Origin of the sequence: Pseudarthrobacter albicanus, from assembly GCF_018224015.1 — a bacterium.
Classification (GTDB): Bacteria; Actinomycetota; Actinomycetes; order Actinomycetales; family Micrococcaceae; genus Arthrobacter; species Arthrobacter albicanus.
In genome coordinates this window covers 47,074-65,648 of record NZ_JAGPOT010000004.1, presented here as the reverse complement: position 1 = coordinate 65,648, position 18,575 = coordinate 47,074, and the positions used below count along the sequence as shown (strand labels likewise).

13 protein-coding genes and 2 pseudogenes are annotated in these 18,575 nt (G+C 66.9%); 8 read left to right on the top strand and 7 right to left on the bottom strand.

Annotation, left to right across the window (positions count from 1 at the left end; translation table 11 throughout):
• Positions 1–11: 11 nt before the first annotated feature.
• The 4 genes from J9611_RS01450 to J9611_RS01435 all read left to right on the top strand — a co-directional run bounded on the left by J9611_RS01450 (position 12) and on the right by J9611_RS01435 (position 4,271).
• Complete coding sequence (locus tag J9611_RS01450) at positions 12–1,526, top strand: amino acid permease (RefSeq protein WP_211877039.1); 1,515 nt, start codon at positions 12–14, stop codon at positions 1,524–1,526.
• Between the two features lie 120 nt (positions 1,527–1,646).
• Positions 1,647–1,802, top strand: coding sequence for a hypothetical protein (locus J9611_RS01445; protein ID WP_211877034.1), 156 nt, complete (start codon positions 1,647–1,649; stop codon positions 1,800–1,802).
• Between the two features lie 96 nt (positions 1,803–1,898).
• The gene (locus J9611_RS01440) at positions 1,899–3,632 is read left to right on the top strand and encodes a thiamine pyrophosphate-dependent enzyme (RefSeq protein ID WP_372447740.1); all 1,734 of its coding nucleotides are present in this window, start codon (positions 1,899–1,901) and stop codon (positions 3,630–3,632) included.
• Between the two features lie 153 nt (positions 3,633–3,785).
• Entirely contained in the window at positions 3,786–4,271 is a 486-nt protein-coding gene (locus J9611_RS01435; protein WP_211877028.1) for an NUDIX hydrolase, read from the top strand.
• 124 nt (positions 4,272–4,395) lie between these two features.
• On the opposite strand, the pseudogene J9611_RS21680 reads toward J9611_RS01435, so the two are convergent.
• Positions 4,396–4,467 (bottom strand): annotated as a pseudogene (locus J9611_RS21680) (short-chain dehydrogenase); the annotation flags it as partial.
• 51 nt (positions 4,468–4,518) lie between these two features.
• Here J9611_RS21680 and J9611_RS01430 point away from each other — a divergent pair.
• Positions 4,519–5,271, top strand: a pseudogene (locus J9611_RS01430) (helix-turn-helix domain-containing protein).
• Positions 5,272–5,925: 654 nt separating this feature from the next.
• On the opposite strand, the gene J9611_RS01425 reads toward J9611_RS01430, so the two are convergent.
• Entirely contained in the window at positions 5,926–6,153 is a 228-nt protein-coding gene (locus tag J9611_RS01425; RefSeq protein WP_211877025.1) for a hypothetical protein, read from the bottom strand.
• A gap of 246 nt (positions 6,154–6,399) precedes the next feature.
• A complete protein-coding gene (locus J9611_RS01420) occupies positions 6,400–8,253 on the bottom strand; it encodes a RecQ family ATP-dependent DNA helicase (RefSeq protein ID WP_211877023.1) in 1,854 nt (617 codons plus the stop codon).
• 140 nt (positions 8,254–8,393) lie between these two features.
• Between J9611_RS01420 and J9611_RS01415 the strand changes: the two genes are divergently transcribed.
• The 3 genes from J9611_RS01415 (at position 8,394) to J9611_RS01405 (ending at position 11,012) form a co-directional block, all read left to right on the top strand.
• Complete coding sequence (locus tag J9611_RS01415) at positions 8,394–8,729, top strand: cupin domain-containing protein (RefSeq protein ID WP_211877022.1); 336 nt, start codon at positions 8,394–8,396, stop codon at positions 8,727–8,729.
• Between the two features lie 46 nt (positions 8,730–8,775).
• On the top strand, positions 8,776–9,378 hold the full coding sequence (locus J9611_RS01410) for a class I SAM-dependent methyltransferase (protein WP_211877021.1): 603 nt from the start codon (positions 8,776–8,778) through the stop codon (positions 9,376–9,378).
• A 275-nt stretch (positions 9,379–9,653) separates the two neighbouring features.
• A complete protein-coding gene (locus J9611_RS01405) occupies positions 9,654–11,012 on the top strand; it encodes an MFS transporter (protein ID WP_211877020.1) in 1,359 nt (452 codons plus the stop codon).
• A gap of 58 nt (positions 11,013–11,070) precedes the next feature.
• On the opposite strand, the gene J9611_RS01400 is transcribed toward J9611_RS01405, so the two are convergent.
• The 4 genes from J9611_RS01400 to J9611_RS01385 all read right to left on the bottom strand — a co-directional run bounded on the left by J9611_RS01400 (position 11,071) and on the right by J9611_RS01385 (position 18,565).
• On the bottom strand, positions 11,071–11,247 hold the full coding sequence (locus J9611_RS01400) for a CsbD family protein (RefSeq protein WP_211877018.1): 177 nt from the start codon (positions 11,245–11,247) through the stop codon (positions 11,071–11,073).
• Positions 11,248–11,468: 221 nt separating this feature from the next.
• Positions 11,469–12,563 carry a glycerophosphodiester phosphodiesterase family protein gene (locus tag J9611_RS01395; protein ID WP_211877017.1) on the bottom strand — a complete coding sequence of 365 codons (1,095 nt, stop codon included), beginning with the start codon at positions 12,561–12,563 and terminating at the stop codon, positions 11,469–11,471.
• A 189-nt stretch (positions 12,564–12,752) separates the two neighbouring features.
• Positions 12,753–15,902, bottom strand: coding sequence for a UvrD-helicase domain-containing protein (locus J9611_RS01390; RefSeq protein ID WP_211877015.1), 3,150 nt, complete (start codon positions 15,900–15,902; stop codon positions 12,753–12,755).
• Positions 15,899–18,565: a PD-(D/E)XK nuclease family protein gene (locus J9611_RS01385; RefSeq protein WP_211877014.1), complete on the bottom strand. Its 2,667-nt coding sequence runs from the start codon at positions 18,563–18,565 to the stop codon at positions 15,899–15,901. Before J9611_RS01385 ends, J9611_RS01390 begins: the two co-directional genes overlap by 4 nt.
• Positions 18,566–18,575: the final 10 nt, after the last annotated feature.

Here is an 18,575-nt window from a genome sequence, read left to right as displayed (position 1 = left end):
AAGGAACACCCATGCCCAACAACCCCAATGACGCGGTTGGTCTGTACGAGGCCGACGGCGGCCACGCCCATGCCTCGGATGCCCTGATCCACGCCGAAGACGCCGGCTACCACAAGGGTCTCAAGGCGCGCCAGATCCAGATGATCGCCATCGGCGGCGCGATCGGCACCGGCCTGTTCCTCGGCGCCGGCGGCCGGCTCAACGCGGCAGGCCCATCCCTGGTCATCGCCTACGCCGTCTGCGGTTTCTTCGCCTTCCTCATCCTCCGGGCACTGGGGGAACTGGTGCTGCACCGGCCGTCGTCGGGCTCGTTTGTCTCCTATGCGCGTGAATTCTTCGGTGAGAAGGCAGCGTTTGTCTCCGGCTGGTTCTATTGGCTCAACTGGGCCACCACCACCATCGTGGACATCACCGCCGCGGCCCTGTACATGAACTTCTTCGGCAAGTACGTCCCCTGGATGGGCGCCGTGCCGCAGTGGGCCTGGGCCCTGATCGCCCTCGTGGTGGTGCTTAGCCTGAACCTCGTCTCGGTCAAGGTGTTCGGCGAACTCGAGTTCTGGTTCGCCCTGGTCAAGGTCGCCGCGCTGGTGGCGTTCCTCGTCATCGGCACCTTCTTCGTCATCTTCGGCACCCCCGTCGACGGCCAGTACGTGGGGTTCAGCCTCCTGTCGGACAACGGCGGCATCTTCCCCAATGGCCTGCTTCCCATGATCATCCTCATGCAAGGCGTGCTGTTCGCCTACGCCTCGATCGAACTCATCGGCACCGCGGCTGGCGAAACCGAGAACCCCGAGAAAATCATGCCCAAAGCCATCAACTCCGTGGTCTTCCGCATCGCGGTCTTCTACGTCGGCTCGGTCATCCTGCTCGCGCTGCTGCTGCCCTACACCTCCTACGAAAAGGGCGTCAGCCCCTTCGTGACCTTCTTCGGCTCCATCGGCATCCAGGGCGTGGACGTCATCATGAACCTCGTCGTCCTCACGGCCGCGCTGTCCTCGCTCAACGCCGGCCTGTACTCCACCGGCCGCATCCTGCGCTCCATGTCCGTGGCTGGCTCGGCGCCCATGTTCGCCCAGCGCATGAACAAGGCGGGCGTCCCCTACGGCGGCATCGCCATGACCGCCGGCGTCTCGCTGCTCGGCGTCCCGCTGAACTACCTCGTGCCGTCCCAGGCGTTCGAGATCGTCCTGAACGTCGCCTCTGTGGGCATCATCGTCACGTGGGCCACGATCGTGCTGTGCCAGATGCAGCTCAAACGCTGGGCGGACAAGGGCTGGCTGAAACGCCCATCGTTCCGGATGTTCGGCGCCCCGTACACCGGCTACCTCTCGCTGCTGTTCCTCGTCGGCGTGCTGGTCATGGTCTTCATCGACTCCCCGCTCACGCTGCTGGTAACCCTGCTTGCCTGTGCCCTGATGGTGGCCGGCTGGTACGCCTGCCGGAAGCGGATCCACGAAATCGCCGAAATCCGGACGGGCTATACGGGCGCCGCCCCCGTGGTGGCCAATAGGCCTTCGATCCGGTAAGCGAACAGCTGCCCACCGTCCCGGTTCCGCTGCCCAATCCCTCAACAAACGACGGAAAGCCTCATGAAGCTACGAAATCCGCAGAGCCCTAACCGCCACATCTCTCCTCAGGACCGCCACATGTCAGCTGCCACCCCTATCCCGCATCCGGTATCCGCCAAACGAGGCCCGGACCTCCCGCTGCCGGCGGTGGCCGCAGACAACGGCTACGTACCGGCGTCGAACGACAGTTGCGAGGACGGCTGCTTCTTCTGCACCGGACCGGAAACAGACTAAGCACCAACTATCGTTCCGCTGAAGGCAGCGGAAATACCATGCACGCCAACCAACCCACGAAGACAAGTAGAGATGACAACGGAGTCCGCATCCACCATGACCGCAACCGACACGCAGCCATTCGAAGCCAACATCATCCAACACGGCCCCGTACAGCCCACCCCATCGACCGTTCCCGGGGGCCTGGACGGCGGCCGGGCCCTGAAATCCGCCGGGCATGTAATTGTTGACTCCCTCGTGGCCCACGGAGTCGAACGCACCTATGTTGTTCCCGGCGAGAGCTTCCTGGACGTGCTGGACGGGCTGCACGGTTCTGACATCGACACGGTGGTCTGCCGGCATGAGGGCGGCGCCGCCTACATGGCCGAGGCTGACGGGAAGATGAACCAGCGTCCGGGCGTGGCCATGGTCACCCGTGGACCCGGCGCGGCCAACGCCCATGTTGGCCTGCACACCGCCTGGCAGGACTCCACCCCGATGCTGCTATTCGTCGGGCTCATCCCTTTTGCCCACCGGGACCGCGAAGCGTTCCAGGAGTTTGATATCAAGGCCTGGTTCGACACAGGAGCCAAACGCGTTATGGTGCTTGACCATGCCGAACGGGCGTCCGAGATCGTTGCGGAAGCGATGTTCGCGTCAATGAGCGGACGGCCGGGCCCGGTGGTGGTGGGTCTGCCGGAAGACATCATCCGCCAGCAGGTGGATCCAGCCCTGCACCCCACCATCCCCGTGGCCACCGGCGGAATGAGCACCCCGGATGCCGAAGCACTCGCCGCGGCCCTGGCAAATTCCTCGAAGCCCCTTTTTGTCACCGGCGGCAACGACTGGTCCCAGGAAGCGGCCCACCAACTCACAGAATGGCTCGAAAAGCACCACATCCCGGCCGCCGCGGAATGGCGCACGCAGGGAACAGTTTCCTTCGACTCGCCGAGCTACGTGGGCCCGATCGGTTACGGCCGCCCCCGCCCCACGTACGACCTGCTCGAGGAAACCGACCTCCTCGTTTTCGTCGGGACGGTCCCGGGGGACGTGATCACGGACGGCTTTGTCTGCAGGCAGGACTGGAACAAGAAGAACTTTCTGGTGACCATAGACCCCTCGTTGCGCGGCCGCTCAGGTCCGGTCTCGAGGCAGATAGTGGCGAAACCGGACGCCTTCGTCCGGGATCTCGTTGAAATCGACCTGCCCATGAAAGAGGAGTGGAAAGCGTGGACGGCCAGGATGCGCGCCGAGCAGACTTCCTTCGCCAGCCTGCCGCCGGTCACCCCCTGCGAAGGGCCTGCAAGGATGGACACCCTGATGGCGAACCTGGTCCCGCGGCTTCCCGAGGATGCCATGGTGACTTTCGGGGCGGGCGAGCACACCAACTGGGCACACCGGTACTTCCCCACACGGCGCTACGCTTCGATGATCAGCGCGAGAAACGGCTCCATGGGCTACTCCATTCCCTCGGCCATCGCCGCCTCGCTGGCCAGTCCGCAGCGCCGCGTGGTCACCATCGCCGGCGACGGGGAATTCCTCATGAACGGCCAGGAGCTGGCCACCGCTGCCCAGTACGGAGCCACGCCGCTCATCATCGTGATGGACAACCAGGAATACGGCACCATCCGCACCCACCAGGAACGCCACTACCCGTCCCGGGTTTCGGGCACGCAGCTGAAAAACCCTGACTTCGGCCTCATGGCCCAAGCCTTCGGCGGCTTCGGCGTCACGGTCACCCAGGACAAGGACGTGCCGGCCGCCCTCGACGCTGCGCTCCAGGCCATCGACCAGGACGGGGTGTTTGCCCTCATCCACCTCATCGTCGAACAGCGCGTAAAGGCCTACTAACGAACGCCTTCCGGCTTCCGCAGGAAGCGGAAGCGGACGACGGCGGGAACCCCCGCCGTCGTCCGCTTCCGTTAAGGCTCCGATGGGTTAGCCAGCGCGGAAGTCCGCTGCACGGTCGCTTGACGCGCGGTAGCCTTGGGACGTGGAGGGGACATGACGGTTCAAAGCGCAGGCATCCTGCTGTACCGGCGGAGCACAGAATCGCAGTTGGAGATATGGATGGCCCATATGGGCGGACCCTTCTGGGCTCGTAAGGACGCCCATGCCTGGTCCATTCCCAAGGGCGAGTACCTCGAGGACGAGGATCCGCTGGCGGCCGCCTGGCGTGAATTTGCCGAGGAAATCGGTACTCCTGCACCGTCCAGTGATTACCTCCACCTAGGGACATTCCGGCAACCTTCAGGAAAAATCATCACGGTTTTCGCAGCCGAGGCGGACTTCCAGCCCGAACGAATTGTGAGCAACACGTTTTCGCTGGAATGGCCGAAAGGATCCGGCAGGGTAAGAAGCTACCCCGAAATCGATGACGCCAGGTGGTTCAAAGAATCCGAAGCTCGCACCAAGCTGGTGACAGGGCAAGTACCGATCCTCGATGCGCTCATTGAGCACCTCGGGAAACGGGGAACAGGACCAAAGTAAACCCGCAAGGATCTCCCCTCCCGGGCGATCGCCCCAGCATGCAGCATCGCAGGCACCCGCAGAGGACGACGGCGGGACCTCCCGCCGTCGTCCTCTGGTGTGTAGTCCCGCTCCCGTGCAGCGCCGACCAGCCGCCGTCGGACGCCAGGATGGCGCCGCTGATGTTGGTGCCGTCGTCGCTGAGCAGGAAGGTGAGGCACTGCCAGGGACTCCCTGGTCGCGGAGGTCTGGTTCAAGGGTTGGGTGTATGGACAATCGCAAGGAAATTAAAGAGTTTTTGGCTTCCCGGCGGGCCAAGCTCACCCCGGGGGAGGCGGGCTTGCAGGAATTCGGTGGCGTCCGCCGGGTGCCCGGATTGCGTCGCGGGGAAGTCGCGATGCTGGCCGGGGTCAGCATCGAGTACTACACCCGGCTGGAGCGCGGCAACCTCTCCGGAGTGTCCGAAGACGTGCTGGAAGCCGTGAGCCGGCATTGAAACTAGACCGAGCGCGAGCACCTCTTCGCTCTGGCCAAGGCCGCAGGACGCCGCAAGCCTGCCACCACACGGCGGCCTGGACATCCTGGCCTGCTTCGCGTTCCTCGGCCCCGGTCCACGAGTTTTTACCCCGACTGGGACGGGGCTGCCGACACCACTGTCGCCCTGCTGCGCAGCGAGGCCGGCCGCAACCCCTACGACAGGGACCTGCAGGACCTCGTCGGCGAGCTCTCCACACGCAGCGAAGAGTTCCGTGTCCGCTGGGCCGCGCACGATGTCCGGTTGCACCACACCGGAACCAAGCACTTCCATCACGCGGTCGTCGGGAACCTAACGTTGAGCTTCAATGCCATGGACCTGCCCGCCGATTTACGCCTGGTCCTGACTGTTTACAGCGCCGAACCTGGAACGCCCGACGGTGACCGCCTGCGGCTCCTTGCCGGTTGGGGAGCGACCCAGCACCAACCCGCACGCCCGAGGAAAAGATCGGCCCGTCCGACGTCTGACCCGCGGGAACAGCTTTAAGGGTTCAATGTGAGGGCGTCGGGACCACCCGCTACGACAAACTCACCCTGACCTACCGCGCTGGCGTCGTCCTTTACGAAGTCATCATCTGCCTACGTCAATAAGGAGGCGCAAGGCTTCTGAGCCCGGGGTGGGAGCAGGCAACCGCCTGCTCCCACCCTTTGCTGCGCCTACTTCCGGCCGCACGCATCGGCGGCACCGTGGTCCCGGGGGGAATGCAGACGGCACCCAGAAAACCGTCAGCAAGGAGGACGGGACCATTCGGCAATCAGATGGGATAAGTACGAAAAAGCGTGTACTTTTGGATCGTTGTCAAGAGATCGGTCGGCCGCCCGCTAACTGCTTGCAGACGTCTGTGCTCTTTGCTTGGACGCTTTTTATGGTGAAATCGTTGTTCGGGGTGGCGTCATAGACGACGGTTCCCACATACTGCGTCGTTGACGGTCCGGGGGGCACGTCAGTGGGGAACATGATGAGTCCGAAGTGTCCGGTCGACGTGACAGTCCTCGTTCCATCCTTGTGGTAGACGGAGACCTCACGGAAGTAGTCTGACTTGTAGAAGACGGACTTGCCGGTGTCTAGATTTGTGTAGGTCAGGTTATATCCATTGCCGGACTGGACGGTGCGTACCAGCTTGCCATTCTGGTCCCTGTATTACAGCGTGCGGGTCTTCGAATTTGTGCCCTTCACTTTCAGGGCGAAGCCAGGGCAGGCTACACCGGCGTCCAGGCGGGGCACGAGCAAGTCGTCAGGTGGGCCCTTGACAGTGACGGTGAGTTTGTCGGTCGCAGGGGCGGCGGCGGTTGCTGCCTGGGGAGCGGCAATCAGTGCAGCTCCCAGCAGGACGGAAAGGGCATATCGGCGGATTGAAATGCTTGTCATGTTTTCATCCAATGCAAGAAGAGTTTCTCATCTGGTTGTACTCAATCGCCATTGATTGGCGGACGAAAAAGGCAGGCCCTGAGGTCAGATCTCAGACGCGACGAGTCTCGCCCGGCGTACTTAAGATAACCTTGGACGACGTCGCCACTCGGGAATTCGTGCAGGCCGGTCGCCGCCGAGACGGGCGACTAGCGGCGGTCGGGACCGTCTTCGTGGCGAATGGCGAATGGCGAGCGTGGACACGCCCTAGTCACACTTGTCCCCGCAGCGCGCGAGCAGCCCGCGCTCCAGGACCGTCTTCCGGGACAGCGTCTTGTAGCCTTCCTGCTCGAACAGCACCGTCAGGATGTCGTCGTCGTGCCGCATCACCAGGCCCGGACCCCATTCGCTGTGCTCCACCCGGGAGTTCAGCGGGAACGGCTCCGGGTCCCCGGCGGCAGCGCCGCCGTCGTTCTCCTCCATCGGCGAGGGGTCCGCGGAGCCATCCGTGCAGTTGTCGCAATTGCCGCACGGATCCGGCAGGTCCTCGCCGAAGTAGCCCAGCAGGAACTGGCGCCGGCAGCCGTCCGTCTCGGCGTAGCCGCGGATCATCTCGATGCGCGACTTGTCCATGCGTTCACGCGCTTCGGCCAGCCCGACGGCGCGGCCCACCACCTGGTCAAGGTCCGCCTTGCGGCTGAGCCGGACACCCCGCTTGCCCACCTTCACGGCCCCGGTTTCCTGCAGTTGGTTCAGCAGCCCGGTGAGCGTGCGGGCGGGGATGCCGGTCTGCTCCGCCAGCGCCGGCCGGTGGACCGGGACCCCGGAGGCGGCGGCGTCGCGCAGCACCGTGAGGACGGCCAGCAGCCGTTCCTCGTCCGGCCTGTGGCTGGCAAAGAAGCGGCGCAGGCCGAGGTCCTCGGCACGGTAGTGCAGCACCGCGGCCGCGGGCGCCCCATCCCGCCCGGCGCGGCCGAGCTGCTGGTAGTAGCTGTCCAGGGACTCGGGGATGTCCGCGTGGAGCACGAAGCGGACGTCGGGCTTGTCGATCCCCATGCCGAAGGCCGTGGTGGCCACCACCACGTCCAGCTCGCCGTCGAGGAACTGCTGGTGGACGGCCTCGCGCTCGGCCGGGGTGCGGCCGGCGTGATACGCCTCGGCGCGGAGGCCGCTCCTGACCAGCTTCGCGGCGTACTTCTCGGTGTCCTTCCGTTTCGCGGCATAGACCAGCCCGCACCCGCCGCTGCCCCCGTCATTGGGCCCGGCTCCGGCGGGCCCGGATTCACGGAGCCCGGATTCACGGAGTCCCGCGATCAGTTCCGTGGCCTGCCGGAGTACATTGCGGCGTTTGTCCTGGTCGTCCTGCTCGCGGAGCACGTCGAGGCGGATGTTGGGCCGGTCGAAGCCGCGGACCAGGAGCAGCGGGTCGTGCAGGCGGAGCCGGGCCAGGATTTCCTCGCGGACCGGGGGAGCGGCGGTGGCGGTCAGGGCGGCGGTCGTCGGGTTGCCCAGCTGCTCGCGGACCTCGCCGAGGCGCAGGTAGTCCGGCCGGAAGTCATGGCCCCAGGAGGAGACGCAATGGGCCTCGTCCACCACGAACAAGGCGATGTCCAGGGCTGCGATCCGTTCCACCGTGCTGGTCTTGGCCAGCTGCTCCGGGGCCACGTACAGGAAGGTGGCCCCGCCGCTCTCCACCGCCTGCCAGGCGCGCTCCTGCTCGGCGGCGCTGTGCGAGGAGTTGACCGCGACGGCGCCGTCCGGGCCGAGCACCTCCCGCAGGCCGTCCAGCTGGTCCTCCTGCAGCGAGATCAGCGGGGACACGACGACGGCGGGGCGCTTCAGGCGGCGGTGCAGCTCCAGCGCGGCGACCTGGTAGATGGCGGACTTCCCGTACCCTGTAGGCATCACGGCGAGGACATCCCGGCCGGAAACGAGGGCGCGCATCCCGGCCAGCTGGCCTCCGCGGAGGTGGGAGAGGCCGAAGGTGACGTCGGCGAGCCGGCGGAGGCCGGCGTCGTCCGCGGCCGCGGAGGGGGCGGGAACCCCGGCATGGGACGTACGCGGCAGCTGGCGCTCAGCGCCGGACGGGCCGCGGGGAGGGTCTGCGATGGTGTCGGTCATGTGGTGCTCCGCTGGACGATCCGGGGGCCGGTGGCTTCAGCCGTCCATCCAGCCTAACGCCTTCCACCCCGGGCGCCGCGGAGTCCGCCCCGGGACCAAGGGCTCTCGGCACCGGGCCCGATTCTGGGTACGGTGTCCTCATGCAAAAGATATCGATCGAGGCCCTGGCCCGGCAGCAGCTCACGGCCGCGCTGGCGTCGGGCAGTGGCCGGGCGGCGGACACGGTGTTCGGCGGGCACGAAAAGGTCCTCCGGCAGACGGTCATGGCGTTCAAAGCAGGGACGCAACTGAGTGAACACCTGAACCCAGGGGAGGCGACGGTCTTTGTGCTCCGGGGGTGCGTCCGCTTGCGGGCTGGGGAGGACTCGTGGCAGGGGAAGACCGGCGACCTCCTGATCGTTCCGGACGGCCTGCACAGCCTGGAAGCGGAAGAGGACTCGGCGATCCTGATGACGGTGGCGAAGATCCGGACCTGAGCGCCGATCCGTGGCTACGCCCCCGCGAGAGCGGAAAACTGATCCTGTGGAAAGACCTGCCGGGAGCAAAGTCTGGGCTGAGTACAACGCCGCCCAGGCAACGCGATCCGTGCGCCCACTCTGCCTCGACGCCATGGCCCTCGCCGGTCCCGGGAACGGCCGCCAGGCCATAGATCTGGGCTGCGGCGCGGGAAAAGAAACACTGGCCCTGCTGGATGAGGGCTGGCGTGTGCACGCCGTTGACTCCCTCCCCGGCACACGCGAGCGGCTGCTGGCGATTGTGCCGGCGGCGATGGACGGACTCCTGTACGTCGACATGAGGCCGTTCGAGGACATCAGGGGCCTGCCCGAGGCGGGCCTGATCTTCGCCGGCTATTCGCTGCCCTTCATCCACCCGAAGGACTTCGGGCGGATCTGGCGGGTGATGCTGGATGCGCTCCGGCCCGCCGGCGTCATCGCCGTAAACCTGTTCGGGGACCGGGATTCCTGGGCGGACATTGCCGACTGGAACTTCCACACAGAGGCGGAGGCGCGGCAGCTCTTCGACGGACTCGAAATACTGAAATTCGAGGTGTTTGACGACGACGGACAATCGTTCAGGGGGCCGAAGCGCTGGCACATTTTCGATGTGATCGCCCGCCGGCCGTGAAGGCGGAGCCGGCCTCGTTGTGATCCTGCTCGTGCATCGATGGCCCCTCTGGGCATCTCCCGGCATCGACCATTGGGTGGTTGTTGCTGGCGTGAACGTATCCGGGCAGACGTCACTGGACGCAGTTTTTCGGTCCCGGACGCGCGGTCTTCCGCGGTTTTCCGGGAGATCCCGGCCGCCGCAGGGCTGAAAGTCTGCCCAGCGTGACGCGTCAACCGGCCCATGCCGCGGCATATGGTTCGATTTCGGCTGGCGCCTTAGGACAGACTGTTGCCGTGAGCAACTCTTCCCGCAACAACCTCGCCGTCGCCGGCCTCAGCCTCGGCACATCTCTGAATCCGCTGAACTCCTCGATGATCGCCGTGGCCCTGGTGGTGCTGCGCGCGGATTTCGGGCTCGACGTCGCCACGGTCACCTGGGTGATCACGGCGTTCTACCTCACCTCAGCGGCAGGCCAGCCGCTGATGGGGCGGCTGGCGGACCGGTTCGGGCCGAGGCGGCTGTTCCTGTCCGGGATGCTGGTGGTGGCGGTGACGTGTGCGCTGGCACCCTTCGCTCCGAACTTCGCGCTGCTCTGCGTGGCACGGGTCTTCATGGCGCTCGGCACGGCGACGGCCTACCCGAGCGCCGTCGTAATGGTCGGGGCGCTGGTCCGGCAGGCGAAGGTGGAGTCGACGCGTCCGCTGGGCCGGATCCAGATGGCGAACACCTCCGCCGCTGCGGTCGGGCCGGTGCTCGGCGGGCTGCTGGTGAGCCTGGTGGGGTGGCAGGCCCTGTTCCTGGTCAACGTGCCGCTGTCCCTGGCCGCGATCTTCATCGTCCGGCGGTTCGCCCCGGCCGACGCCGAACGGGAACGCGGCAGCGCCGCTGAGCTGCTGCGCAGCTCGGATATTCCCGGGATCCTGGCCTTTGTCGGAGCGCTGATGCTGGTGATGATGGCCCTGCTGGATGTCCTGCCGGAATTCCGGTGGTGGCTGCTCGGGGGAGGGGTTGTGCTCGCCGCGCTGTTTGTGTGGCGCGAGTTGCGGTTCAGCCCGCCGTTCCTGGACCTGCGGCTGCTCGGCCGGAACCGGCCGCTGCTGCTGGTCTACCTGGGCTTCGCGCTGTTCAACGGCGTCTACTATTTCGCGTTCTTCGGGCTGCCGCAGCTGCTGCAGCAAGCCGCGGGCTACGACCCCGGAATCGTAGGCCTGCTGATGCTGCCGCTGGCCGCGATCTCGGTGATTGGGACGCCGTTCGCCGTCCGCGCGATCGATCGGCTCGGCGTCAAGCGCGTCCTGATCGCCGGCGTCGTACTGCTGGTGGCGGCCGCAGGGATGATGTGGCTGCTGACGGCGTCGCTGGCCATCCCGCTGGTGCTGGCGCTGACGGCCCTGCTGGGCGTGCCGTACTGCGTCGTCAGCATCGCCTCCAGCCAGGGCATGTACGTTTCCACCCAGCCGCAGGAACGGGGTGTGGCCGCCGGGATCTTCCAGACCTGCCGCTACCTCGGGGCGATCACCGCGACCGTGCTGATCGGCATCTTCTACGGCAGCGGCGTCAACCAGGACAACTGGGGGCTGATGGTATTCGTGATGCTGGGCCTCGGTGCGGTTGCGTTTGTGGTGACGCTGGGGTGGCGGGAGCAGCGGTAAGAACGACGCCGCAGGGTGCGGCTCCTGCCGGATCCGCACCCTGCTGCTGTGATTGCCGTCAGTCCTTCTTGAAAGCGTCCTTGACTTTCTCTCCGGCCTGCTTCAGGTCCGACTTCGCCTGATCGCCCTTGCCTTCGGCCTTCAGGCTTTCATCGCCGGTCGCTGCACCGGCGGCTTCCTTGCCCTTGCCGCCGATGTTTTCGGCGGTGTTCTTGATCTTGTCATCCAAACCCATGGTGATTCTCCCTGCGGTTGGTTGCTACCGGCGGGTTGCCGGCAGATCACCATTTAATCCTAGACACTCTCCGTGCCTCGCCCAAGCCTTCGGTGCCACGCAGTCACTGATGGGGCAGGACGCCGGTGGGAAAATCGTGTGGCGGTCCCATGCACTTTGGCCCGGTGTGGCGTCCACGAGTTGAACGGCCACACCGGTCCCGGAGAGCTCGTCCTGAAACCTTATGAGGCGTCGCCGGCATTCTCCTGGCCCTTGGGCTCGTAGGCCTTCGGGAGCTTCAGGCCGCGCTCTTCCATGAGGGTCCGCAGCCGGGTGGGGTAGTCGGTGATGATGCCGTCAACGCCGAGGTCCATCAGCCGCGTCATGTCCGAAGCGGTGTTGACGGTCCAGGGGAGCACGGGCAGGCCAAGCTCGTGGGCTTCGGCGATCATCTGGGGCGTGACGGAGCCGAAGGCGGGGGAGATGACGTCGTAGCCCTGGGCCGCCGCTGCCTTGGCGAGGGACCCGCCGTAGGTGTCGATGTCGATGCCGCCGAGGTTGGGGCTGGCGCCGAGCTTGCCCACCTCGAGCCAGGCGTCGCCGCTGGAGAGGGCGGCGAGCGGCAGTTCCGGGGCGATTTTCCTGGTCAGGTTCAGCGAGGACCAGTCGAACGACTGGACGGTGGTGCGTTCGGCCATGCCGGCCGTGTAGATCTCCGCGACCACGGCCTTGGTCAGGGCCACCATGCCTTCGCCGCCGGACCGGCCGTCCTCCACCTTGGTCTCGATGTTGAAGCGGACCTTCTTGGCATCGGCATTGCGGACCAGCTGGAATACGTCCTTGAGCTCGGCGATCCGGTTGCCCTCGACCACGTCCTGCTCCGGGTATCCCAACAGCGGGGTATAGCCGCAGTCCAGCGTCTTGATCTGGGCGAGCGACAGCTCGGCGACCCGGTCACCGACGTAGGGGAAGCCGGCGTCGCCCGGGGTTGCCGGAGCGGTGTCGCGGCACTTGTCCGCCTGGATGGTGTCGTCGTGCCAGACGATGATGTGGCCGTCGTCGGTCAGGTGGGTGTCCAGCTCCAGCGTCGTCACGCCGAGCTTCAGCGAATTGGCGAACGCGGCCAGGGATTCCTCGGTCCACTCGCCGCGGCCTCCGCGGTGGGACTGCAGGTCAAAAGAACCGTTGCGTTCGTTGGTTTTGATGTCGGACCTTGCGGTTCCGGCAGCGTTCGACGACGGCGCGGAGCCTGCTTCGGGGGTTGAAGCGGCGACGGCGGGGCTCGCCAAAGAGGCGATGAGCGCGGCGGCGGCCGCGGCGGTCAGGACTGTGCGCATGGTGATGGTTCCTTCCGGATGGCGGTTGCCGGCGGTCCGCCGGTGACCCCACCACGGTAGGGAGGGCAGATGGACTGCTGTGTGCGGTGAGCTGGACCCGGGGTGAACAAACGAAGCCTGCCTCAGGCAGGCCGAGGCAGCGGCACCGGGGTGCCGTCGTCGGCGGATTTACACCGGTGATGGTGAAGGTCAGCTGATCCGGTACATCTTGCCCAGCGCCGGCATATGGATCAGGGTCTCGACGACCGGCCGCCCGGTGATCGTCTGGATCGCCTCCGTGTACCCGCGCATCTGGCCCACGTACTTGTCCTTGATGTGGCCGATCGGATCCTTGCCCGGATAGGACTTGTGGTCCACCAGCACATATCCGGCCGGCGTCTCCAGCAGGAGGTCGATCCACCCTTCCATAAGCTGGTTGTCGGCGTTCCGCCAGGCGACGGACTGCTCGGTAATGAGCGTCGCCCCGGGGTAGTGCCGGGCGAAGAACGCGAGCATGCGTTCGCCCGCTTCCACCACAACGTGAGGTTCGACGGCGGATGCCGCGCCCCAGCGGTCAAGGAGCCGCTGCGCCGCTGCGAGCCGGACGTCCTCGCCCATCTCAGCAAGGGGCAGGGCGAAATAGCCGTGGATGGCCGAGCCGACGTGGTCCCAGTGGGCGGCCCCGTGGGCGATCAGCTGCGGCCCCAGGGCTGCGGCCTCGGTGACGTCGGCCACGCAGCCGAAACTTTCCAGGGAGCTGGCTGTGACGCGCGCCGGCTTCCGGGATACCGGGGACGCGACGGTGAGGGAATCCTCGAACTCCCCGCCTGCGCCTGCGCCGTCTGCTGGCCGCCCGTCGGCCGGCTCGTAGCTGAAGGTCTCGACGGACAGCCTGCGTTCACCGTCGCGGCCCTGAATGACCAAGGTGCCTTCACTCCCGGCGCCCGCGGTCCACTCCACAATCGGGCCATGCCCCAGGGTGTTCAGCGAGGCCGGTGCAGGTTTGGCGGCGGCGAGGCAGGTCACGCTGACCGAGCGGGTCAGGCCCACGTAGAGCACCCGCGCCGAGTCGGCCTGCCGCCGCGCCAGAACACGCTGCGCGACAGCCGATTCGTCTGCCGCTGCGGAGAGCGGCTTGAATCCCTTGGCGCCGAACGGCCAGGGCCAGAAGCGGATCCAGCGGCCCACGAGGGGGTTCCGGACATCGATCTCCGGCACTCCTTCGACGGCGACGCCCCACGGCTTCGCCGCAACGTCGGCATCGAGCCCGGCCAGCACCACCGCCGGCCATTCCAGCCCCTTGGCCTTGTGGTAGGTCAGGACATTGACGACGTCGTCGCCGAAGTTCTCGCTGCCGGCACTGTCGGCGTCGGCCAGGAACGTCAGCGAGCCGCTGAGGGTGACGGGCTTGCCCAGGGCGGCACAGGATTCGTAGTACCGCTCCAGCATCGAGCGCAGCGCGTCCAGGTTCTTGAGCCGGGTTCCGGGGCTGCTCCACGACTTGATGAGCCGGGCAACACCGAGCCGGGAGACCACTTCCTCCATGATCTCCGTGGGGGTGCACAGCGTGGCCAGGCCGCGAAGCTCCACCAGCCCGGACACCAATGGCGCGCTGGCCCAGCGCTGGAGTTCCTCCTTCGGCTCCGCGGCGTCGAATAACGCAGGGACCCAGCGGCTGAATTGGGGATGGTCCGGATGCAGGTGGGCCAGTTCAGCCAGGGCCACCGTGTCGTCGTCGGAGGCGACGAAGGCCATCCCGGCACGGACCAGCTGGATTTCCCGGGCGGCGAACAGCGAGGACGTGTTGGTGGTTGCCTTGACCCCGAGCGCTGTCAGTGCGGCAGCGATGGCCGCCACGCCGGCGTTGGACCGGGTGAGGACGGCGACGTCGGACGCCTTGAGGCCGCGGCGCTGGATCAGGTCCACGACGCCGGCGGCGATGGCCCGGCGCTGTGCCGGCACCGTCTTCGCTGCGAGGGTCCAGGCCTCCCGCGAACCGCCGAGGGCGTTCTTGGGATGCGAAGCCTCGAGCCGGGCCTCCGGAACCGTCAGCCTGACTTCGGTGTCGGCGAGATCCGGGAACATGGCGAGGCTGATCTCGTTGGAGAGGTCGATGACGGCTTCCTTGGACCGCCACGAATGGTGCAGCTGACGTTTGTTCTCCACGTGGGCGGCGACGGCCCTCATTAGTTCCGGGTCCGTGCCCCGGAACTCGTAGATGGCCTGCTTGGAGTCGCCCACCCAGACAACTTTGTCCACCAGCTCGGCAAACTTCGTGAAGAGCTGGAGCTGCAGCGGGCTGGTGTCCTGGAACTCGTCCACCACCATGAACCTGATCCGCCCGGCGATGGACGCGCGGAACTCCTGGTTGTTTTCCAGCAGGTCCAGGACCAGGGTTTCCTGGTCCGCGAAGTCGATGAGCCCGTACTGGCGCTTGAAGTCGGCGAAGCGGTCCAGGCACGACGCGGCACAGGCAAACACGAGCTCGGTGAACTCCCGCAGCTCGGTCTGGAAGGCCGGGTTGGCCGCCAGATCGGTTTCGACCGCCGAAATGTAGCTTTCCAGCTGCCGTTTGGCGTCCGCGTTCGACACCCCTGCCGCGTCGATCCAGAAACGCCAGGGCGCATCCTCCGGCGACGCATGGGACAGGACAGGCTCGAGCAGGGTGATCGAGGCGACCAGGTTCTTGGGCGGAGTCTTGCCGGCTTCGGCAATGTCAGCGGCCAGCGTGCGGAGGCCCATGAGGCCCTGGAGGAGCTGGTTGGACCAGGAAGCACGGTCGTCGAGGCCCGCCGGACCCAGGATCTGCTGCAGTCCCTGCCAGGACAAGGAGGCGGACCGGGCCAGGCTCGCGGGGGCGATCCTGTTGCTGCGCGCGGCGTCCGTGATGTCGCGGACGATTGTCCGCCAGTCGGTGTCGCTGCCCCGGATGTCCGCTTCGCCGTCGTGCCCCAGGCGCCGGGCGAGCGGCTGGATCCGCGGGGTGAACTCTGCGAACACGTCGTCCGTGGCCAGCTGGAAGATCCGGAGCTGCTCGTCCTCGGCGATGACCTGCAGCGCGGGCGAGAGCCCGGCGTCGACGGCGTATTCCTGGAGCAGGCGGCTGCAGACGCTGTTGACGGTGCCCACCATGCTCACCGACATCTGCCGGGCGGCGTCGGGGCGTTCCTGGCCGAACAGTTCGGCCTGGACGCGGTCGATGAGTTCGGCGGCGGCCTTCTTGGTGAAGGTGGTGGCGAGGATCTGGCCGGGCCTCGTGCCGTTGTGGATTTCGCGGGCGATTTCGCCCATCAGGCTGTACGTCTTGCCGGTGCCGGCGCTGGCCGTGATCATCGTGACGTTGCTCAACGCGTGGTTCATGAAAGGTCCCCCTTGAGGCCGCAGAGGGCGGAGAAGTCGCAGAAGTTGCAGGGAGGCTTCTGGTAGAGCCTGCCGTCCGCGGTCGCGGCTTCCCGCTGCTCGTCGGAGGAGCCCAGTTCCTGCCGTCCGGCGGCGAGGACCCGTCCGCCGACCACTTCCGCGATGGAGAATTCGGCGGCGCGGACGGAACGCTGCCAGGTGCCCCGGCTGGACGCCGGGCTGGCCAGGGCCGGCCCGAAGAGTTTGCTGGTGGAGGCAAACTCGCCTTGTTTGAGCAGGTAGTAGGACATGGCGGCGTCCTCGGCGACGGTGGACATCGGGTCCGGCCCGTCGTCCAAGGCCCAGTGGTACAGGGCGAGCTGCATCGCGTCGCCGTTGGTGATCTCTTCCCGGCGGTACTTTGAGCGGTTGGTCCATTTGAGGTCGATCACCACCGGATCAGCCCGGTGGTCTGCGGCGAGGACGTCGATGGAGCCGGAGACCTGGACCTCGATCCGGGCTCCGTTGACGTTGAAGGAGGCTGGCTTGTCAAAGGCGTGCTCGGTGGCGCGGATGTGGACGCCCTGGGTCTGCAAGGTCTGGAACAGCTTGATGACGGAGTTTTCGATGATGGGCCGGAGGCCGGCGAGTCTGCTGCCCTTGCCCGGCAACAGCAGCTCCGAGGCGTAGTGCGGCACGAGCTGGTCCAGTTTGGCCTGGACTTCCGCCGGCTCCGGCACGGCCCGGTTCCCGGCGTACAGCTCGCCGAAGAGTTCCTCGACGACCTTGTGGACCAGGGTGCCGATCATGGTGTTTCCGGTGGGGACGGATTGCGCGTCGCCGACCTTCAGCCGGCCCTTCTTCTCCAGCACCCACTTCAGGGAGCAGCCGATCAGGGTGCTCAGCTGCGAGTAGGAGAGCCGCTCGGGCATGAAGGCGGGGCGGGGGCCCAGTTCGTGGGCTGCCGGCAGAAGCCGGGCGGGGGAAGGCCGCACGGGTGTGACCGCAGCGGTCCGGCCGGCGAGGCGCCAGACGCCGTCGTGCACCAGATCCGCGGGAGTCACGGTGAAGGCCGCGATGGCATGTTCAACAGCCTTCTTGTTCTCCTCCGGGGTTCCGGGCAGCGGCACGGGCAGGGCGCCGAAGGCAAGCGATGACAGCACCGGGTGGGACTTCGTCGGCTCCCCGCTGATCTCGGCGGCGCGCACCAGCAATAGCCGCCGGCAGTGCCTCGCGGCGTTCACTGCCACCGCGAGTTCCAGCTCGGCCAGGGCGGCAGGATCGGGCAGTTCGACGCCGATAGTCTGTAGCGCCTGCCGTTCCGCCTCGTCCCAGTAGCGGGGCGGGGCATGGCCGTCATCCTGGCATCCCCACCAGAGAAGCGTGTCGACGTCGTCGCAGAGTTCGCCGGGGCCGTGCAGCGTGACCCACGGCGCGGCGTCGCCGGCGGCCAGGGGACTGGCACCGGCGGGAATGACGGATTCCAGGATCCGGGCAATCGTCTTCCGCGTCACCGGCTCCGGCCCGTCGATCAGGGCGGTGAATTCGTTGAGCTGGCTGAGCACGGATTCCAGCTGGGGATGCAGCTGGACGCGGCGGCTGAGCTGGGTGCGCAGCCACTGCGCGCGTTCGACGACGGTGCTGCCGCTGACGGTCCCGTCGTCCGTGAGGAGTCCGGTGCTGAGCAGCAGGTCCAGCTCTGCCGCGACGCCGGGGCCGAGGGTTTCGTCGCTGCTTATGTTCGCAAGCGCGCGCAGCCATTCCTCGCCGCCGGTGCCGGGCTGGGCGGAGAGGGCGCGGAGCAGGTGCCGTGCGGCGCCGCGCCGGACGGGGCTGACGGGGAGGTTGAGGAATTCGCCCAGCAGCTGGACGTCCACCGGCCCCCAGATCACGTTGAAGAACAGCGGAATGATCTGGTCCAGGGCGCGCCAGCGGGAGCGGCTGCCGACGCCGATCCGCGGCAGGCCGCGGCGTTGCAGTTCCTGGTCCAGCAGGGCCGTGCCCGCGGAGGCGACGACGGCGGCGCGGTCCGTGCCGGGGTGTTCGGCGGAGGCGAGCCACCGGGCGGCGTGCTCGGCTGCCTCCCACTCGGTCTTGGCGACGAGGACGGTGACCTCGCCGACCGCCCCCGTCTGCGGGGCCGGCTCTATGACGCTCACGCCGCGGCGTTCGAGGGCGCCGATGAGGCGCAGCCAGATGGCGGGGAACGAGGCCCGGGGGTGCTGGAGTTCCAGCCGGCTGATCCCGAGCGGCCAGTGGGCGGTGGGATCGCTCCCGAGTTCGCGCACGAGTTCCAGGGGATGGTCGGCGAATGCCCGGTCGAGGGGAAGCGGGCTCTGCTCGAGGGAAGCGAGGGCCTTCAGCTTGGCGGTTGACCGGTCCGGCGCGATGCCGGTCCAGCCGTTGACCACGAGCTCGTCGCGCAGGTTCAGCAGGTCCATCGCGGTGGACCAGGGGTCGACAGAGAAGGACCCGTGGAACCAGGCGTCCGGGGCGTCCTGCTCCTGGAGACGGGCCATGAACTGCCGGATCCGGGTCGAGTGGCGGACGTCGGGCCCGGTCAGGCCGAGCCGGGTCTGGAGCAGCTGGGCCAGCCCCAGCGGCCCTAGCCGGACCTGGCCCAGTGCGGAATTGCGGTAGGTCCACGGAGCGCGGTCCAGATACAAGCCAAACAAAACGTTCACATCATCCCCC

Coding starts and splice junctions, on each gene's coding strand:
- J9611_RS01450 (WP_211877039.1), top strand. CDS start 12: ATGCCCAACAACCCCAATGACGCGGTTGGTCTGTACGAGGCCGACGGC.
- J9611_RS01445 (WP_211877034.1), top strand. CDS start 1,647: ATGTCAGCTGCCACCCCTATCCCGCATCCGGTATCCGCCAAACGAGGC.
- J9611_RS01440 (WP_372447740.1), top strand. CDS start 1,899: ATGACCGCAACCGACACGCAGCCATTCGAAGCCAACATCATCCAACAC.
- J9611_RS01435 (WP_211877028.1), top strand. CDS start 3,786: ATGACGGTTCAAAGCGCAGGCATCCTGCTGTACCGGCGGAGCACAGAA.
- J9611_RS01425 (WP_211877025.1), bottom strand. CDS start 6,153: ATGACAAGCATTTCAATCCGCCGATATGCCCTTTCCGTCCTGCTGGGA.
- J9611_RS01420 (WP_211877023.1), bottom strand. CDS start 8,253: ATGACCGACACCATCGCAGACCCTCCCCGCGGCCCGTCCGGCGCTGAG.
- J9611_RS01415 (WP_211877022.1), top strand. CDS start 8,394: ATGCAAAAGATATCGATCGAGGCCCTGGCCCGGCAGCAGCTCACGGCC.
- J9611_RS01400 (WP_211877018.1), bottom strand. CDS start 11,247: ATGGGTTTGGATGACAAGATCAAGAACACCGCCGAAAACATCGGCGGC.
- J9611_RS01395 (WP_211877017.1), bottom strand. CDS start 12,563: ATGCGCACAGTCCTGACCGCCGCGGCCGCCGCCGCGCTCATCGCCTCT.
- J9611_RS01390 (WP_211877015.1), bottom strand. CDS start 15,902: ATGAACCACGCGTTGAGCAACGTCACGATGATCACGGCCAGCGCCGGC.